The following is a 16,964-nucleotide window of genomic DNA, read 5'->3' as shown; positions in this document are numbered from 1 at the left end:
AGCGGCCCCCCCCCGGGGCCGGCGGGGGGGCGGCGGGCGGGGGCCGGGGGGGGGGCGGGCGGGGGGGGGCCGCCGGGCCCCGCCCCCCCCCCCCCCCCCCGCCCCCCCCCCCCCCCCCCCCCCCCCCCCCCCCCCCCCCCCCCGCCGCGCCCCGCCCCCCCCCCCCCCCCCCCCCCCCCCCCCCCCCCCCCCGGCTGTCCGTCGCGATGGCGGGACGTCGGGCGGGTGTCGGGATCAGGTGGCCCGACTGCGGTTGTACAGGGCCTTGGCCCAGAAGAAGCTGAGCACGCTGATGACGACGCACCAGACGACCGCGATGACTCCGTTGGCGCCGATCCCGGTGCCGAGCAGCAGGCCGCGGAGGGTCTCCATGACGGGCGTGAAGGGCTGGTAGTCGGCGAACCACCGCACCGGCGTCGGCATGGAGTCGGTGGGGACGAACCCGCTGCCGAGGAACGGCAGGAGGATCAGCGGCATGGGCAGGTTGCTGGCCGTCTCGACACTGTCGCTGACCAGGCCGAGGGCGACGGACAGCCAGGTGAGCGCAAAAGTGATCATGGCGAGGACGCCGATCGCGGCGAGCCACTCGACCGGGTTGGCCGTCGGCCGGAACCCGACCAGCAGCGCGACGACGGTGACGGCCGCGAGGCTGAGCAGGGTCTGGACCAGGCTGCCCAGCACGTGGCCGGTGAGCACCGACGGGCGGAAGATCGCCATCGTCCGGAACCGGGCGATGATGCCCTCGGTCATGTCCATCGCGACCGAGATGGCGGTGCCCTGTGCCGCGCTGACCACCGTGATGAGCAGGATCCCGGGGGTGACGTAGTTGGCGTACTGGGCACGGTCGCCGGACGGACCGAGGCCGGCACCGAGCGTGCCACCGAAGACGTAGACGAAGAGCAGCAGGATGATGATCGGGATGCCGATGAGCAGGAACGTCATCGACGGGTACCGCCGCATGTGCAGGAGGTTGCGCCGCAGCATGGTGCTCGAGTCGCGGACGGCGAGGGAGACGGTGCTCATCGCGCGGTGGCCCTTTCCTGGTCGGGTCGGCCGGCACGGGAGTCGGGCTGGCCGGTGAGGGTGAGGAAGACGTCGTCGAGATCGGGGGTGTGCACGGAGAGCCCGGCCACGCTGATCGAGGCCTCGTCGAGCTGGTCGAGCAGCGAGCGCAGCGAGCCGACTCCGCCGTCGCTCGGCACCTGGAGGGTGAGCGCCGCGTCGTCGCGGGTCCCGGCCGCGAACGTCCGGGCCGCCGAGTCGAGCCCGTCCTGGTCGGCGAACTGCAGCACCACGTGGCCGCCCGGGATGAGCCGCTTGAGTTCGCGCGGGGTGCCCTCGGCGATCAGCCGGCCGTGGTCGAGGAACGCGACGCGGTCGGCGAGCTGGTCGGCCTCCTCCAGGTACTGGGTGGTGAGCAGGATGGTGACGCCCTCGGCGACGAGAGCGCGGATGATGTGCCACATGGCCCGGCGGCTGCGCGGGTCGAGGCCGGTGGTCGGCTCGTCGAGGAAGATCACGCGGGGCGCGCCGACCAGGGTCATCGCGAGGTCGAGTCGCCGCCGCATCCCGCCCGAGTACGTCGACACCGGTTTGCCCGCCGCCTCGGTCAGGTCGAACTGGTCGAGCAGGTCGGCGATCCGTCGCCGACCGGCGTCCCGGTCCAGGTGACACAGGTCGGCCATCAGGTTGAGGTTCTCCCGGCCGGTGAGCAGGTTGTCGACGGCGGAGAACTGGCCGGTGACGCCGATCAGTTCGCGTACCGCGTCGGGCTCGCGGGTCAGGTCGTGGCCGAAGACCCGGGCGTTGCCGCCGTCGGCGTTGATCAGGGTGGAGAGGATCTGCACGGTGGTGGTCTTGCCGGCACCGTTGGGGCCGAGCAGCGCGAAGATCGTTCCCTCGGTGATCATGAGGTCGATGCCGTCCAGGACGACCTTGTCGCCGTAGGACTTGCGCAGGTCGGTGGCGACGATCGCGGGCTTCGTGGAGCTGGTCATGGTCTCCTCTTCTCTGGTCGTGGTGGGGGAATCAGGCACGGCGGATCATGATGTCGCCGTAGGCGGTGTGCGCCCGGACCTCGACCGTCTCGTCGGTCTGCGCCGGGCCGTCGGTCGTCTCCAGGGCGTTGTGTACGCGGCCGTGCCTGGAACTGACGTCGAGCCAGGCCGCGGTCCCGCGACGGACGCCGACCTCGATGGCCCCGTACGACGTGTTCAGCTCGACCGCCCCCCGGACGACCTCACCCAGCCGGACGTTGCCGTAGGCCGTGCGTGCCGCCACCGAGGCCATCGGCGCGTCGACGGTGATGTCGCCGTACGCGGTGTTGACCCGGACGTCGCCGCCGCTGCGGCCGATCCAGCAGTCACCGGAGGAATTCTTGATCTCGGCGGGGCCGTCGACCGCGCCGATGCGCACCTTGCCGGACGAGACCTTCACCCGGGCCGAGCCCGCGACCCGCTCCACCGCGACCTCGCCGTGACTGCTGTCGATGTCCAGCGGCCCGGTCTCGTCGAGCCGGATCCCACTTCCGGTCTTGATGTGACACGCACCGAGCCGACCCTCGCAGCGGAACGCCGCCCAGGACGACTGCGCGTGCACTCGCGACCCGACCGGCAGCTCGATCAGGAGGTCGACCGACGGCCCGGGGCCGAAGCCGTAGCGACGCCAACTCTTCGACACCCTGATCAGCAGTTGTCCCGCGGCGTACTCGACGGTGGTCTGCTCGGCGGTGCTCACGTCGGCCTTGCTCGACGGGTCGCGGGGCCGCACCGTCACCACCGTGTCGGTGCGGTCGGTCGCGCTGATCCAGACATCCCCGACGGGCAGCTCGATCTGGACGGCGATGGGCTCTGGCGTATCGAAAACAGGCATGGTGGTCTCCCGGAAGGTGGTCGGCGAATGTCGCCGCTGGTCAGCGGCGCGAGAAAAGAGGGGGTACGGAGTGTTAGCGGGCCCAGCCGGTGACGTGCTGGCCGGAGCGCGGCTCCGCCCGGCGGGGTGGACGACGTTCCGTGTCACCGGCGCCGACGGCAGCGGCGACAGCGCGCACCAGCCAGGCGTTGACCGAGAGCCCGGCGCGCCCGGCGGCCTCCTCGACGCTGGCCTTGAGGTGGTCGGGGAGCCGAAGGTTGATCCGTGAGGTGCCGCCGTCCTCGCCGTCGGGCGCGGGTGCCGGCGCGGACAGCGTCGGTGGGCCGCTGGGCGCACCCACCTCGTCGACCGGCGGGCTGGCCGGTGTCACCACGAAGTCGGGCTCGCGCCCCCGCAGCCGGACGTGCACCGAACCGGGGGCGAGGTCACGGGTGATCTCGTCGGCGGCGTCGGAGAGTGCTTCGAGCAACGTGAGCCGGGTCGCCGCCTCCAGCTGGGCGAAGAGCCGTTCGGCCAGCACCCGGGCCTCGGGGTCGACGCCCTCCGCCGCCACGGCGAACTCGTCTCGCAGGTTCTCAACGTATGACCTCAGCTCCATGGCACCATCATGGCACCATTTTGGCTCAGAGTGCAACAGCCATGGCTCAGGACGATGCCAATCGGTCGGTCCCGCCGCCGGACGCGGCAGCTTCCAGGCCGCCGAAAGCGCCTCGGACCAGGTGATTCGCCTCCCCCTGGGTCAACCCGCTGGCCACCAAGAGGTCGCTGACGGTCGTCCGGACCTGCGCCACCACCACCGCACCGGAGAAGCCGACCCCCTCCCGGTAGGCACGACCGGCCGTCCGAACCGCCCGCAGCGCCTGCTCGCGCGCGCGGTCCGGCTCGGCACCGGCGGCGAACTGCCGCTTGAGCAACCGGACCGCGTCGGCGAGATCGGCCACCGCCTCCGGCAGCGCTTCCGGGACCGGTTCGCCGTCCTCGATCAGCGTCACCGATCGCCGGATGAGGGTTCCGCTGTTGCGCATCGCCCGGTCGATCGGCTCTGCCGCCCGCGCGTACCGGCCCACCGGCCCGTGCCGCTCACGCCAGTGCACCGGCGACAGGGTGCTGGCCTCCCGGGCACCCTGGGTCGCCTCGACGAACGCCTGCAACTGGCCCTTGTTCTGCCGCAGCGCGCTGCGGGCGGCACGGGCACGACCGGCGTCACGCGCGGCCAGCGCGTCGGCCGTCGCGCCGAGTTGGGCCACGAGGAGATCCAACACCGGCCGGGCCGCCCGGTTGAGCACCCGCAGCGGGTTCAGCGGCAGCAGCACAGCGGTGACCAGCAGCGCCAGCCCTCCCCCGATCAGCGCGTCCACGAACCGAGGGATCTCCAGGTCACGGACGGACGGACTGAGCGTGGCGATGAGCACCGCCGTCGCCCCGGCCTGGATCACCACCGCCGCACTGCCCGCGAGGAACAACGCGACGACGATGGCGAGCACGACGATCAGGGCCAGTTGCCACCACCCGGTGCCGATCACCAGGAGCAGCAGATCGCCGATCAGCACGCCGACGGTGACACCGATGATCAGCTCGACGGTTCGGCGGAGCCGATGGCCGACGGACGCGGCGAGAGTCGAGACCGCGGAGATCGGCGCGAAGACCGGCTGCGCCACGTGCAACAGCTCGTGCGCCACGAACCACGCCAGCGCCGCGGCCAGACCGGCCTGCACCGCGAGCCCGCCGATCGCCCGCACCCGACGGAACCGCTCGCGCAGCGTGGCCGTCGTGCGGTCCCGCAGCCGTACCACGAGCGAAGCGCGCCGGTCCGCTCCGTGCCGACCGGCAGCGACCATGGCGGCACCTACCCCGTCAGGGCCCGATCAATCCCCCGCACGTGCGCGGCGACCCGACGGCGACCGCGCCGAGCTGGGCCGCGCCACCGCGACCACCGCGACGACCAGACGACGACCGCGACGACCGCGACCACCGCGACGACCGCGACGACCGCGACGACCGCGACGAGTGTGGGGCCACGCCACCGCGACGATCATTCCGAGGTACGCCGGACGCGTCGCCGTCGGACCGCGACGATCGTTCCGGCGTACGCCGGGCCTGTCGCGATTGAGGCCGTCCGCTTCGGGTAGACCGCGCTCTGCCGCCGTCCGGGTGGCGTCCCCGGCCACCGTGCCGGTGGGGCTGGCCTCGGGTGGATCGTGTCATGGGGCTGCCGAGACGCCGCGGGGGGAACGTCAGATGGATCAGCGCGGTTGAGCGGGCCGGACACCTCCGGCGACGTCGTGGAGCTGCGGGTGCACGGAGTCTCCGGCGCGAACGCCGAGGAGGTACTGGGCCTGCGGCAGACCGCGCAGGTGGCGGGCGACCGCAGCGGAGGCTTCTACCGGCCGCGCCCCCGGTGTTCGGACAGCGCCGGCGCCCACGGGGTGACGCTGGAGGCGTACCGCTGGGGTGACCTGCCCGCCGGGACCGTGGCCCGCGCCCTGGGGCTGGTCTTCCTCCTGCCGTTCATGCTCGTCAACGTGACGATCTGGATGCGTCCCGCGAACGCCGGTTCCGAGGCGATGGTCAGGTCGCTGTGCCGGCTGCTGGCGCTCACGCTCACCGCGCTCTACGTGCTCGCCATCGCCGGCGTCGCCCTGGACCTCGTCGGCTGGAAGTGTCTGAACTCGTCGAACTGCCTCGCCGGGCGCAGCTGGCTGTCCTGGTTGGGCGGGCGGCCGGTCGGGCTCCGACTGACGGTCCTCGCGCTGGTCCCGGCCACCGCGATCGGCCTGATCTGGCGGATCAGCAACCGCCCGGGGCGGCCGTTCGAGGCGTTCCGCGCGCCCGAGCAGGTCTCCGGGCATCGGCTCGGCGAGGTCGGTCAGTGGGACGCCGAGCCGCTGGTCGGTCGACTGCGCTCGATCCACGTCGCCGCCGCCTTCGCGACGCTGGACCTCACCCTGCTCCTGGCCCGAGTCGCCGCCGGTGCCACCGCCGCCGGCATCGCCCTGACGGTGGCCACCGCGGTGGTCCTGGCCGCCTGCGTGGGATCGCTGTGCACTCCCCCGCTGATCGACCGGGCCGCCACCGATCGGCGGCTCGACGGCATCACCAACGCGCTGCGGACCACCGCCATCGTCCTGACCGTCCTCGTGCTGGCCTACGTGCTGGCCAGCCCGCGACCATGGGACGAACGCCACGGGCTGCCCGGCTACGACACGATCCTGGCCGGGCTGTTCGTCGCGCAGACGACCCTGCTGGCCGCCCTGGGCGTGGTGCTGCTGCGGCCCCGGAACCGGCGGCGAGGGGCCAGGCCGCTGTTCGGGCTGGGCGCGCTCGCGATCGCGGCGGCCGGGATCAGCGTGGCGGTGGCGTACTCCGCGGGGTTGGTCTACCGGGCGGCGGATTTCCTCGACCGCGACGTGCCGACCGCCGCGGGCATCGCCGCCGGCCCGCCCCGCGCGTACACGTGGGTGATCTTCGGCTTCCTGCGGGCGGTGCTGATCACGCTGGTCGTCGCCGGTCTGGTCGTCGCGATCTCCCGCCGTCGCCGGAGGCGCGCCGCCGAGGCGATCGTCGCGCACGACTACCCGAACCCGCCGGCCCAGGTCAGACCCCGACTCCGGCAGGTCCAAGACGCGATAGCTCGGGCCCGGTTCACCGAGAAACTGGTGTCGTTGGCGGTGCTCTTCGGCTGTCTCGCCGGGCTCGCCACGGCCAACACCACCATCGGCCTGCTGGGAGAGTTCCCGAGCGACCTCGTCGAGCGAAGCATCGGGTTGCCGGCGGAGGCGGTCACCTTCAGCATCGCGTTCGGCAGTTGGCTGATCGCCGCGATCATCATCGGCCTGATCATCGGCAGCGTCTTCGCCTACCGAACCATCCCGTTCCGGCGGCACGTCGGCGTTCTCTGGGACCTCGGTACCTTCTGGCCCCGAGCCGCCCACCCCTTCGCGCCGCCCTGCTACGCCGAACGGGCCGTACCGGAGCTGACCCGCCGTGTCACGTACCTCGTCGAGAGCGGCCACCCGGTGCTGCTCACCGGGCACAGCCACGGCTCGGTCCTGCTCGCCGCGACGGTGCTCCAGTTGCCGCCGGAGGTCGGCTGCCGGGTCGCCCTGCTCACCCACGGGTCGCCGCTGCGTCGCCTCTACGCGCGACTCTTTCCCGCCTACGTCGACGATGCGGCGCTGCACGACATCGGCCGCCGGGTCGGTTGGCGCTGGGTGAACCTGTGGCGGGACACCGACCCCATCGGCGGCTGGGTCTTCTCCGCCCACCGGTCACCCCAGGCGGCCACGGACAGCGACCCGGCAGACGCCGTGGATCGCCGACAACGCGATCCCCGCGACGTGGTGACGCCGGCCAGCGACAGCGTCCCCCCACCCATCCACGGCCACTGGCCGGACGAGGCGGACGAGGCGTTCACCGAGGCGGTACGGGAGTTGGTGCAGCGCCTCGGTGGGTGGACGAAACCACCCGTGGCACCCGGGTAGCCGGGTCGGTCACGTGGCGCGGGCCGCCCGCGTACGCCAGTCGTCGAGACGCGTGGCGGCGAGACGAGCGCCGTCGGCCGGGACGAGCGAGCGTTCGCCAAGCGTGGCGCCGAAGTACCGGGCGCCCGGGTCGGCCACCACCGATCGGGGATCCTGCTGGGAGGCGAGGATGGTGCGGCCCAGTTCGTCGAGGCGGAACTGCTCCGGGCCAGCGATCTCGACCACCGCGTTGGTGGGCGCACCGACCACGACGTCGGCGACCTCGGCCGCGACGTCGTCCGCCGCCATCGGCTGGATGAGCACCGGCGCGAGGTGCACGGTGTCGCCGTCCGTGGCGGCGTCGATGATCCCCTGGACGAACTCGAAGAACTGCGTGGCGTGCACCACGGAGTACGGGATGCCGGCCGCGACGATGAGCTTCTCCTGGGCGACCTTCGCCCGCATGTAGCCGCTGTCCGGGATCCGGTCGCAACCGACGATCGAGAGCGCCGCGTAGTGGCCCACCCCGGCGTCCGACGCGGCGGCGAGAAGCGTCCGGGTGGACGTCTCGAAGAACTCCAGCACGGCGGTGTCCTCGAACGACGGCGAGTTCGACACGTCGACGACGACGTCCGCACCGGCGATCGCCTCGGCGACCCCGTCGCCGGTCAGTGTGTTGACGCCGGTCTTCGGAGAGGCGGGCACCGCTTCGTGCCCCCGGGCACCGAGATTGTCCACGAGCTTGGAGCCGATGAGGCCACTGCCACCGATGACGACGATCTTCATGGTCGAACCACGTCCTGTCTGCGTGGGATGAGTCGCTGCCACACCAGTAAGACGGAAACCGTGCGCCGATGCAGCACAATCGCTCGAGAACAGGTCAACGAGGATCCCCATTTTCTGGAGGTCGACATGGCCGTGGTGTCCCACCCGGTGTTCGCCCGGGTGTACGAACGGCTCAGCGTCGCCATGGACCGGGCCGGCACGGCGGAGTTCCGACGGGACCTGGTCGCCGACCTCTCCGGCCGGGTGATCGAGATCGGTGCGGGCAACGGCAGGATGTTCGCCCACTATCCGTCCGGGGTGACCGAGGTCGTCGCGGTCGAGCCAGAACGTCGTCTGCGCGCCGCCGCCGAGCGGGCGGCACCGAGCGCGCCGGTGCCGGTCACGGTCGTCGACGGTCTGGCGGAGGCGCTGCCCGCAGGTGACGGCGAGTTCGACGCGGCGGTCGTCGCGTTGGTGTTGTGCACCGTGGCGGACCAGGAGAGCGCGCTCGCGGAGGTCAGCCGGGTGCTGCGTCCCGGCGGCCAGTTGCGCTTCTTCGAGCACGTTGCCGCCGAGGAGCACAGCGGTCTGCACCGCGCCCAGCGACTGCTCGACGCGACACTGTGGCCGAAGCTGTTCGGCGGCTGCCACACCAACCGCGACACCGTCGCCGCCATCAGCGCCGCAGGGTTCGTGATCGAGGAGCTGCGCCGATTCCGATTCCCGGCCTCCAGCAACAGCCCGTCCGCGCCCTGCGTGCACGGCCGGGCGATCAGGCCCGCGGCGGCAGCCCAGCTCTGAGCGAGGGTGGTCAGTCGATCATTCGTGCGGTTCAGAGCAATGTGAAGGTGAATACGTATTAGACGTGTTATGCACCTATTGTGTCGTTTTGTGGGTATCGGCGGCTCGGACGTGATGTGGTGGTCACCGCACTTTGTCAGTGCCATCCAGGCCGTCTGACGCAGGTCTTGGCTTTACCGAGCCCTCCTGCGAAGTAAGAACCCACGGAGGGTGTTCTGTGACAGCAAAGCCCCATCACCATCGTCTTCGCCGAGGGCTCCTGGCGGCGCTCGCGGCATCCGCGGCCGCCGCCGTCGCGGCCAGCTTCCTGCTGCTCGGCTCGACGCCGGCCAGTGCCGCCGACGCACCGGTAAACCTGGGCACAGCGGGAAACTTCTCCGTCCTCGCCGGGGCCGAGCCGACAAACACCGGCGCGAGCTTCCTGGGGCAGAGCCTCGGACGATTCCCCGGAAACACCGCGGCGGGCTTCGAAACGGCAACCATCGGCGGTGAGATCCACCTCGGCGACGCGGTCGCTCTCCAGGCGCAGAACGACCTGACCATCGCCTTCAACGACGCCGCCGGCCGGACACCGTTCACCAACCTCCCCGCGGAACTCGGTGGCAACACGCTCAACGCGGGCGTCTACCGGATCGGGGCCGCGCAACTCACCGGGCCGTTGACGCTGAACGGCCAGGGCGACCCGGCGGCCGTGTTCATCTTCCAGATCGACTCCTCGCTGACGACGGCGTCGAACAGCAGCGTCGTTCTGATCAACGGCGCCTCGGCCTGCAACGTCTTCTGGAAGATCGGCAGCTCGGCGACGATCGGCACGGGAACCACCTTCGTGGGCACCATCATGGCCCAGGCGGCGATCACGATGGCCACCGGCGCGACCCTCCAGGGCCGCGCGCTGGCACGTACCGCCGCCGTCACTCTCGACACCAACGTCATCACGGCACCGCTGTGCGCCGGCCCCACCGGGCCACCCGGCCCCACCGGGCCACCCGGCCCGTCCGGTCCGCCCGGTAGCCCCGGCGCACCCGGCAGCCCCGGAGCACCCGGAGCACCCGGAGCGCCCGGCGCACCCGGCAGCCCCGGCGCACCCGGAGCGCCCGGCGCACCTGGCAGTCCTGGAGCACCCGGTAGCCCCGGCGCACCCGGAGCGCCTGGCGCGCCCGGCAGTCCTGGAGCACCCGGTAGCCCTGGAGCACCCGGACCGCAAGGCGCACCCGGACCGCAGGGAGCACCCGGCGCACAGGGCGAAGCCGGACCGCAAGGCGCACCCGGTAGCCCCGGAGCGCCTGGCGCACGCGGTGGCCCTGACGGCGGGGGTCCCATCCTGCCGGTCACCGGCGGTGGAACAGTCCCGGCCCTGACGGGCATCGGGAGTGCGCTGGTCGTGCTGGGCGCGTTCGCGTTCCTCCTGGCCCGACGTCGTACCCAGGAGTCCTGATCGGTGGCCCGGCCGGTGACCTACCGGCCGGGCCCCCTCCACACGGGCCTGCCTGGACACCGTCGGCCCATCCCCCTGCCGGGGACGGGCCGACGGGTGGCGCAGGGGCGGGGTCAGTCGGTCAGACCCAGCTCCCGTAGGGCGTCGTCCTCTCGTTCGTGCGAGAGGTAGAGCAGGATCTGCGGCCGGTCGTCCCCCAGCCGCACGACATATGTCTGCGCGAACCGTGCGCTGCCGGCCTCGCCGCCGGGCGGTGCGAAGTCCAACGTCCACCGGGTGGGGACGAGGACGTACCCCGGTGCGAGGTCGAGCACGTCCAGGACCGTCACCTGGGCGCGGCGCAGGCCGAACTGCTCGGTCATCGCGGCGTGCCGCTCGTCGAGAGCGGCTCGGTATGCCGCGTCGTTGGTGACGGCGGTCGCCGTACTCGGGTCACCCTCGATGTAGGTCGCGGCGTAACTCGCGGCGATCCTGGCGTTGTCGCCGGCTTCGACGGCCCGCGCGTAGGCGTGCAGGAAGGCGGTGATCGAGTCGCGTACGGGTGCTTCGGCAGACTTCATGCGCAGTCCCTTCGGGTGCCCGGTGCGGCGAGTATGCCAGGCGATGTCCGGTGCGGCGGCCCGCGCTTCAGCACCGCCATTCGCCTGCCGCAGGTGGCACCCGTGGGTCAGTGGTTGGCAGGCCCGCCACCCAGTCGTCCAGGGCGGTCGGGCTCGTGAACAGCAGTACGGGCGGCCCGGCCGGGTCGGCCTGCCAGGCCCGCATCCGCCGCCGTTCCCGCCCGAACGCGGTGACGTGCCACACCAGGATCGAGTCACCGGACAGCACACTGCCCACTGATTCGCGGTTTCCGTTGCAGATCACCTCGCCCGAGCCCAGGCGGCGCAGGGTACGACGCAGCAACCGCCCGAACGAGCACCACCGCGGGTAGTCCAGGGCCACCACCAGGTCGGCGCGCGCCAGCGGGACGTCCCGCCAGCCGTGGTACGCGCCGTCGAGGATCCAGGTGTCCCGGCGGCAGAGTTCCTCGATCCGGCCGCGCTGCTGGGCGACCGGCACCTCGACCCACCCCGGCAGCCACAGCAGGTCGTCCACCGGATACCAGGGCAACCGGAGTCGCTCGGCCAGGCGTGCGGCGAGAGTGGACTTGCCCGCGCCGTGCACCCCGTAGATCAGGATGCGACGCGGTGCGGTCATCGCGGCAGCGTACGCCGTCGGCGCTACGTAGTCGGGTGGACCAACCTGCGTAGTGACTACCGACGATTGGCGGCCTGCTGGCCGGTGCAATGGACGTATGGCAAACAACGAGGCCGCGAAGGCCAGCAACCCGGACAGCGCCGAGGCGATCGCCCGGCCCACCACCCCACCGAGCACACCGCCGCAGCGGACCACCCCGGACGACGCGCGCGCCAGGGCGGACACCGCCGCACCGGCGCCGCCGCCGGTCCGCGCACCCGAGCAGGCCCGGCAGACCGAGCAGGCGCAGCGCGCCGACGGGCCGCCCGCCACGGCCGCTCCGGTCGTCAAGGGTGACGCCCAGGCGGCACCGGCGACGCCGACCCCGTCGCCGCCGACCACCATCACCGCCGACACCGTGGCCGCGCGGGCCGTCGTGCTCGACGGCGCCGACAACGCCCTGGTGCTCACCAACTTCACGACCCGCGCGTACACGATCGGGATGAACGGCGGCACCAGCACCATCAGCCTGGCGAACGACAAGCGCGCCTACACCACGATCCTGGACGGGCAGAACGGCAACCTGTGGGCGGCCAACAACGTCAACAGCCGCAGCCTCAGCGCGAACCAGGTCGACCTGGACGGGCCGAACAACCACGTCAAGTTCTGCCACAGCAAGACCCGCACGTACACCGTCGGGATCGACGGTGAGAAGAGTTCGATGTCGTTCGCGCACCCGGACACCCGGCAGTACAAGCTGCTGCTCAACGGCACCACCGGTGACCTGTGGGCGGCCAACAACGTGAACAGCCCCAGCGTCACCGCGACCAACATGTCCGCGACCAACGCGGTCAGCTCGAAGATCGTCGCGGCGAACCAGGTCGACCTGGACGGCACCAACAACCACATCAAGTTCTGCCACAGCAAGACCCGCACGTACACCGTCGCGATCAACGGCGACCAGAGCTCGATGGCCTTCGCCAACCCGGACACCCGGGCGTACACCGTGGTCATCGACGGTGTGCACGGCGACATCTCGCTCAGCAACGCGGACCTGGCCGAGGAGTTCGACGTCGCCGACACCCACCTGACCGCGGCGATTCCCGGCGCGGTGCTGGTGATCGGCGAGACCGGTGCGCTGGAGTTGGCCGACAAGCCGTACGACAGCGCGGTGGCCGGCGTGGTCTCCGGAGCGGGCAGCTTCGCCCCGGCGATGGTGCTGGACCGGCAGCCGGACAGCGACAGGCGTCGCCCGCTGGCCCTGGCCGGCAAGGTGTACTGCCTGGTCGACGCGACACACGGCCCGGTGCGTCCCGGTGACCTGCTGACCACCTCCCCCACCCGCGGGCACGCCATGCGGGTGGCCGACCCGCTCAAGGCGGTCGGGGCGATCCTGGGTAAGGCGCTGGGTCCGCTGCCGACCGGTCGGGCGTTGGTGCCGATCCTGGTGACCACGTCATGACCAGCCTGCGTGAGGCGGCCGGGAAGTATCTCAGCTTCCAGGCGCCGATGACGATGCGGCAGGTCGGCGGCGAGATCGGCCACCCCACCGGGTCCAGCCGACGGCTGCTGATGCAGCTGGACCAGACGTCCAGCGAGTGGTTCTCCGGCAGCCTGCTGCCCTCCAGCGTGAAGGGCAGCGCGTGGCTGCGGTTGTTCAGCGACGGCCACTACATGTTCGAGGGCCACGTGCACGAGAACGGCGCGGTCACGCACAGGTGGTCGTTGGTGGCCACGCCGGCCTTCGTGGACGCCGACGGCAACGCCTTCGTCTTCTCCGCCAGCGGCACGGTGTCGGACAACAGCAGCAGTGACGACTTCGCCGAGCTGGGCCAGGATCCGCGGATCGGGCAGTACTGGGACCAGCTCAGCAACGCCAGCGTGAACTTCCGGCTGAGCGTGACGATGAACGTCGGGCAGCTGATCACCAACATCCTGAAGTGGATCCCGCTGGTCATCGTCGGTGCGGTGGTCGCCGGGTGGGTCGCGTTCTTCGGTCAGCCCGGCAAGGTCCACACCTACAAGGACGAGAACGGCACCATACACATGTGGAAGTCGAGGGAGTGACGCCATGACCAGCGTCCGCACGGCCGCGACCCGGTACCTCGACATCCAGGCGCCGCTGACCCTGCGGCAGGTCGGGGCGCAGGTCGGTCACCCGGGCGGGTCGACCCGGACGACCATGGACCGGCTGGAGCAGGAGTGGAGCAACACGTTCTCCGGCAGTCTGCTGCCGTCCAGCGTCAAGGGCACCGCGTGGTTGCGGATGGCCAGCGACGGCCACTACTGGTTCCAGGGGCACGTGCACGAGAACGGGCTGCTCAGCCACAGCTGGAGTTTCGCCGCCGCGCCGAACGTGGTGGACCAGAACAAGAACGTCTTCGTGGCCGTCGCGAGCGGTCGGGTGACCGACGAGCACAGCAGCGACGACTTCAGCATCACCGGTCACGATCCGCGGATCGCCGAGCTGTGGGACCAGATCCGGTACGCGCCTGTCACGTTCCGGTTGGACGTCACGGCCAACTTCGCGGAGTTGGCCAAGAAGGTGGGCATGGGGATCCTGACCGCCTTCGGGGTGACCGTCCTGGTCGGCACGATCAACGTTCTCGGCGCCAAGGGGGCGGAGTGTCACGAGGACTCCAACGGGCACGTCACCTGCTACACGAAGAACACCTAGCGGTTCCCGGACGGTGACGGCCGTGGTGCGTCGCGCGCCACGGCCGTTCCCCGGCTCAGCCGACCAGGCGTAACGCGTCGGACAGCTCACGCCGGGACGTCACCGCGAGTTTGCGGTACGCCCGACCCAGATGTGTCTGCACCGTCCGCACCGACAGCACCAACTGGTCGGCGATCTCCCGGTCGGACAGGCCACGGGCGGCGAACCCGGCGATCTGCGTCTCCCGTGCGGTCAGCCCCGCCGCCACCGCCGGGTCGCCGGGCGCCGCGGCCCGAAGTCGGGTGCGCAGGTCGCCGAAGAGCCGGGCGCTGTCGGGCGTGCCGGTACGCCGGGCGACCTCGTCGACGAGTTTCAGCGCCTCACCGCTCATGTTGACGTCGACCAGGCGGTGGGCGTGCTCGAGCAGCACCGTCGGGTTCCGGCCGGCCAGCGCGATCACCGCCCGACCGGCGGTGACGAGGCGTTCGGCGTCCACGTGCCCGATCGCTTCGGCGATGCGGCCCGCGTACCTGGTCGGCCCGGCGACCGGGTCGAGGTGTGCCGCGTAGATGAGGTAACCCAACTCCACCAGCCAGCACCCGGACGTCCGGGCGACGGCGATCGCCTCGTCCATCAACCGGGCCGCCCGCGTTCGCTGACCCGCCGCGGCGGCCACCGCGGCCGTCGCCCAGGGCCGCAGACCCGGCACCAACGCGACCGCGTCGACGGGGTGCTCCCGCAGCACCGCCTCGGCCTCGTCCGGGCGGCCGTCCTCGGCCAGCGTGATCGCGAGCCAACCGGTGGCCTCGGACCGGAACAGCCCCTCCCCGTCGGCCTGTTGCGCGACGGCGTCCCGGAGCCGGCTGATCGCGCCGGCCCGGTCACCGCTGACCCGCTGGGCGTAACCGTCGAAGATCGGCCACGCGGTGTGGGACAGCCCGGAGACCAGCGGATCGTCGGGCATCGGCCACCGTCCCGCCGCCGGGTCCGTGACCGGCCCGGTCGGGACGGGCTCCCGCCACAGCTCGGCGAACGCCAGCGCCGCCGCGGCCATGCCACGGGCGAACGGCAGTGCCGACGACCCGGACCTGCGCACCGCCGCACGGCCCACCCGTGCCGCCTCCTCGGTGCGCCCGGTCAGGGCCAGCGCGGCCACCGACGCCAGCGTGACCCGCAACTGCCCGGCCGGCGGAGGTGTCGCACCCAGCAACTCGCGGGCATCGTGCAGCGCCCGCGCCGCCTGCCCGCTGAAGAGTTGGACCACCACGGCGACCGCCGCCGCCTCCGCCCGACCGGCCACGTCACCGGCGGCCTCGGCGTCCGCGCGGATCCGCAGCAGATCGTCGTACGCCTGCCGAGGCTCCCGCCCCACCCACGCCCGGTGCCTGGCCAACGCCACCCGGACGGTCACCTGCGCCCCTCGGTCACCGGCGGCCTCGGCATCGCGGAGTGCGGCGGCCAGCGTCTCGTACGCCTCGGCGGTGCGGCTCTGCTCGACGAGGGCGGCGGCGAGCGCTACCGCCGCCGGTGCCCCGCCGCCGCGCTCCCGGGCCCGCCGGGCCAGCTGTTCCGAGGCTGTCGGATCCGCGTACAGGCAGAGGCTGGCCGATCTGAGCAGCTCGGCCGATCCGACCGGTTGACCGGCGTGCACGGCCCACAGCGCGCTGGCCATCGCGGATGCGCCCCGGGTCGTGCCCGGGGGCGTGCTGGCCAGCAGAGCGGCGGACACCCGGCGACGCCGGGCCGGTGACATCCGGCGGCGCAGCACGGCACCGAGCATCGGGTGGCGTAGTCGTACCAGGATCTGGTCGTCGCTCTGTTCGCTGCGGACCAGGCCGAGCTGTTCGAGATCGGCGATCAACTCCGGTGACGCGGCCGCCTCCACGACGGACAGCGGCAGGGGCCCACCGAGGGCCAACGCGGCCAGGGCGTCCTCGCCGAGGCGGCCGACGCGGTCCAGCTCCCGGTCGAGCAGGTCGGCCACCTGTGCCGGCACCGCGAGGGGGGCGCGCCACCGCCACTGGTCGGTGTCGCGCACCAGCGAACCGACCTCCCGCCCGTGGTCGATCAACGCGGTCGCCAGTTGCGGCAGCCCGCCCGTCCACTGCCAGAGCAGTTGGGTGGTGGAGCGGCTGACGGGGCCGGACAAACGCTGTTCGGCCAGGGTGCCGACCGCGTCCTCGGCGAGGGCCGGCACGATCAGCAGGGGCAGCCCGACGTCCTTCCACAGCGCGACCACCGCGTCCGGGGCCGGGACCCCGGACCGGACGGTGACCAGCGCGCGGACCGCACGGGCCTGGACCAGAGAGAGCAGCACGCCGGCGGACGGCCCGTCGAGCAGGTGGGCGTCGTCGACGACCAACACCGGGGTACGGCCGGAGCCGCACCGTTCACGCAGGGCGGCCAGCACTGTGTTGTGCACCAGGGCCGGGTGCAGGGCCGGGTGACCGCCGCTGAGGAGTTGACCGAGCGCACCGAACGGCACCTCCTTGCTCGCCGCGGTCGCGGTGATCCAGACCTCGCGGAACAGTCGGGGCGGCAGGTCGGCGACGGCGGCCCGAGCGAGGGCGGTGCGCCCCACACCGGCCGGGCCGAGAAGCACCACACCGGCGGCCCGGACCAGCGCGGCACGGGCCTCCACGAGCAGGCCGTCACGCCCAGTCAGCATGAACGGATAGTGGACGAGCGACTGGCCAGGGGCGATCAGTCATCCGACACCTGTCGCGCTACCGTCAGTGCCCGGCCCGGCGATCCCGCACGGCAGCGCCGGTGCGACGGAAAATCACTTGTCGGACGCGAC

The 16,964-nt window shown here is 72.1% G+C and carries 15 protein-coding genes; 6 read left to right on the top strand and 9 right to left on the bottom strand.

Annotated features, from left to right (window positions below; genetic code table 11):
• Positions 1 to 234 precede the first annotated feature (234 nt).
• The 5 genes from ACGFIQ_RS35360 to ACGFIQ_RS35340 form a co-directional block, all read right to left on the bottom strand.
• A complete protein-coding gene (locus tag ACGFIQ_RS35360; protein WP_393250556.1) occupies positions 235 to 1,023 on the bottom strand; it encodes an ABC transporter permease in 789 nt (262 codons plus the stop codon).
• Positions 1,020 to 1,997, bottom strand: coding sequence for an ATP-binding cassette domain-containing protein (locus ACGFIQ_RS35355; protein ID WP_393250554.1), 978 nt, complete (start codon positions 1,995 to 1,997; stop codon positions 1,020 to 1,022). Before ACGFIQ_RS35355 ends, ACGFIQ_RS35360 begins: the two co-directional genes overlap by 4 nt.
• Before the next feature lie 31 nt (positions 1,998 to 2,028).
• Positions 2,029 to 2,871: a DUF4097 domain-containing protein gene (locus ACGFIQ_RS35350; RefSeq protein ID WP_393250552.1), complete on the bottom strand. Its 843-nt coding sequence runs from the start codon at positions 2,869 to 2,871 to the stop codon at positions 2,029 to 2,031.
• 73 nt (positions 2,872 to 2,944) lie between these two features.
• On the bottom strand, positions 2,945 to 3,469 hold the full coding sequence (locus ACGFIQ_RS35345; RefSeq protein WP_393250551.1) for a hypothetical protein: 525 nt from the start codon (positions 3,467 to 3,469) through the stop codon (positions 2,945 to 2,947).
• 46 nt (positions 3,470 to 3,515) lie between these two features.
• On the bottom strand, positions 3,516 to 4,709 hold the full coding sequence (locus tag ACGFIQ_RS35340) for an FUSC family protein (protein ID WP_393250550.1): 1,194 nt from the start codon (positions 4,707 to 4,709) through the stop codon (positions 3,516 to 3,518).
• Between the two features lie 414 nt (positions 4,710 to 5,123).
• Here ACGFIQ_RS35340 and ACGFIQ_RS35335 point away from each other — a divergent pair, with 414 nt between their 5' ends.
• Positions 5,124 to 7,352, top strand: coding sequence for a hypothetical protein (locus tag ACGFIQ_RS35335; protein WP_393250549.1), 2,229 nt, complete (start codon positions 5,124 to 5,126; stop codon positions 7,350 to 7,352).
• A gap of 9 nt (positions 7,353 to 7,361) precedes the next feature.
• Here the strand turns inward: ACGFIQ_RS35335 and ACGFIQ_RS35330 are convergent, their stop codons facing one another.
• Positions 7,362 to 8,117 carry an SDR family oxidoreductase gene (locus ACGFIQ_RS35330; protein ID WP_393250548.1) on the bottom strand — a complete coding sequence of 252 codons (756 nt, stop codon included), beginning with the start codon at positions 8,115 to 8,117 and terminating at the stop codon, positions 7,362 to 7,364.
• Positions 8,118 to 8,243: 126 nt separating this feature from the next.
• On the opposite strand from ACGFIQ_RS35330, the gene ACGFIQ_RS35325 reads away from it, so the two are divergent.
• Together ACGFIQ_RS35325 and ACGFIQ_RS35320 are read left to right on the top strand one after the other, a co-directional pair.
• Positions 8,244 to 8,897 (top strand): class I SAM-dependent methyltransferase, encoded by a 654-nt coding sequence (locus tag ACGFIQ_RS35325; protein WP_393250546.1) that lies wholly within the window; start codon positions 8,244 to 8,246, stop codon positions 8,895 to 8,897.
• Between the two features lie 217 nt (positions 8,898 to 9,114).
• Positions 9,115 to 10,332: an ice-binding family protein gene (locus ACGFIQ_RS35320; protein ID WP_393250544.1), complete on the top strand. Its 1,218-nt coding sequence runs from the start codon at positions 9,115 to 9,117 to the stop codon at positions 10,330 to 10,332.
• Positions 10,333 to 10,445: 113 nt separating this feature from the next.
• Here ACGFIQ_RS35320 and ACGFIQ_RS35315 read toward each other — a convergent pair whose 3' ends face one another.
• Positions 10,446 to 10,892: a hypothetical protein gene (locus ACGFIQ_RS35315; RefSeq protein WP_393250542.1), complete on the bottom strand. Its 447-nt coding sequence runs from the start codon at positions 10,890 to 10,892 to the stop codon at positions 10,446 to 10,448.
• 67 nt (positions 10,893 to 10,959) lie between these two features.
• Entirely contained in the window at positions 10,960 to 11,529 is a 570-nt protein-coding gene (locus ACGFIQ_RS35310; RefSeq protein WP_393250540.1) for an adenylate kinase, read from the bottom strand.
• 97 nt (positions 11,530 to 11,626) lie between these two features.
• On the opposite strand from ACGFIQ_RS35310, the gene ACGFIQ_RS35305 reads away from it, so the two are divergent.
• The 3 genes from ACGFIQ_RS35305 to ACGFIQ_RS35295 are packed head-to-tail and all read left to right on the top strand — an operon-like array spanning position 11,627 to position 14,185.
• Entirely contained in the window at positions 11,627 to 12,970 is a 1,344-nt protein-coding gene (locus ACGFIQ_RS35305) for a hypothetical protein (protein ID WP_393250538.1), read from the top strand.
• Complete coding sequence (locus ACGFIQ_RS35300) at positions 12,967 to 13,575, top strand: hypothetical protein (RefSeq protein ID WP_393250536.1); 609 nt, start codon at positions 12,967 to 12,969, stop codon at positions 13,573 to 13,575. The genes ACGFIQ_RS35305 and ACGFIQ_RS35300 overlap by 4 nt, the downstream gene beginning before the upstream one ends.
• A 4-nt stretch (positions 13,576 to 13,579) precedes the next feature.
• Positions 13,580 to 14,185 (top strand): hypothetical protein, encoded by a 606-nt coding sequence (locus tag ACGFIQ_RS35295; protein ID WP_393250534.1) that lies wholly within the window; start codon positions 13,580 to 13,582, stop codon positions 14,183 to 14,185.
• A gap of 55 nt (positions 14,186 to 14,240) precedes the next feature.
• Here the strand turns inward: ACGFIQ_RS35295 and ACGFIQ_RS35290 are convergent, their stop codons facing one another.
• A complete protein-coding gene (locus tag ACGFIQ_RS35290) occupies positions 14,241 to 16,832 on the bottom strand; it encodes a LuxR C-terminal-related transcriptional regulator (protein WP_393250532.1) in 2,592 nt (863 codons plus the stop codon).
• Between the last annotated feature and the right edge of the window lie 132 nt (positions 16,833 to 16,964).

The organism is Micromonospora sp. NPDC048898 (assembly GCF_043198035.1).
Lineage (GTDB): Bacteria > Actinomycetota > Actinomycetes > Mycobacteriales > Micromonosporaceae > Micromonospora.
This window is presented reverse-complemented; position numbering and strand designations above follow the sequence as displayed.